Consider the following 1242-nt stretch of genomic DNA (forward strand, 5'->3'; position numbering starts at 1 on the left):
CGCTGCGCCGGTGCTGCTGCAGGCAGCAGTGGGCGAGCACGCTGCGCTGCAGGTGGCCACGCTGGGCGAAAAGAGTTACCTGTTGCACCGGCATGCCGACGGCAAGCTGCGGCTCTCGTGCTACGACCGCAAGCTGGCACCGGTGGCCGCCTTTGGCAGTGCAGGCGTGGTGACGCTGGACCCGGCAGCCCGCAGCACCGACGCCGTGCCGCCAGCGCTGCTGGCGGTCAACAACCAGCTGGTCTGCGTGTGGCCGGTCAGCGCAGACAAGGGCGTGGTGTTCCAGCGCTTCAATGCCGACACGGGCGCCGCGGTGGACGCGGCAGCGGTCAGCTTGATGAACTGCGACGCCATCGGCCCGCAGCAGCCGCTGAGCTGGAACGGCAGCCGCTTTGCCTTTTGCAGCGTGCTCAACGACAGCAGCTTCCAGCTGCAGGTGAGGCAGTTCGGCACCAACGGCAAGGCCCTGGGCGCCAGCGCCTTCACGGTGCTGGACCAGGCCCAGGCCATCCGCGAGCCCAGCCTGGTGTGGGACGGGCGCAAGAACGAATACCTGCTGGTCTGGGTGGACGCGCGCAATGCCGCGGGCGGCGAACTGTGGCGGCAGCGGCTGGGCCCGCAGCTCGCCAAGCTGGGCATGCCGGAGCTGCTCATGTCCCTGCCGGCTGGCGTTCACCTGCGGCGCCCGCAGATCCTGCTGCACCCGGACGGCGGCTATCTGCTGACCTGGGAAGACGACAGCCAGGACACCCGCATCGACCTCTATCTGGCCACGCTGGACGCGAATGCCGTGCCCGATGGCCGCACCCCCATGGACGCGGCCTCCGGCCGGGCCGTGCTGCGGCTGACCGACTCGCCGGGCGACACCAACGGCCACGCCGTGCTGGCCGACGCGCAAGGCCATGTGCTGGTCTACCAGAACCCGGACGAGGTCAACGCCGATCGCATGGGCGTCTACGCGCTGAACCTCACCAAGGGCCAGGCCTTCGAGGCGCAGGAAGACCCGTCCACCCCGTGGCAGAAGAGCGGCCGTTATGTGACCACCACGCTGGCCGAACATGCGAATGCGTCGCTGCACCCGCTGTCTGCCGTGTGGACGGGGGCCAGCTGGGACTTCCTGCGGCTGGTGCCAGGCCCTGTCATCGGCGCGCGGCTGCAGTGGCTGCGGCTCACGGCCGATGGCCTGCCCGATGCGCGCCACGGCGTGGACGGCCTGCGCGAGCGGCCCTGGCCCTTCATTCC

General features: G+C 70.2%; 1 protein-coding gene. It reads left to right on the top strand.

What is annotated here, in order from left to right; translation table 11 throughout:
- On the top strand, window positions 1-1242 hold a 1242-nt coding region (locus tag FKP22_RS33235), incomplete at both ends, for a hypothetical protein (RefSeq protein ID WP_170201195.1).

Source organism: Ideonella azotifigens, from assembly GCF_006519715.1.
Taxonomy (GTDB): Bacteria; Pseudomonadota; Gammaproteobacteria; order Burkholderiales; family Burkholderiaceae_C; genus Ideonella; species Ideonella azotifigens.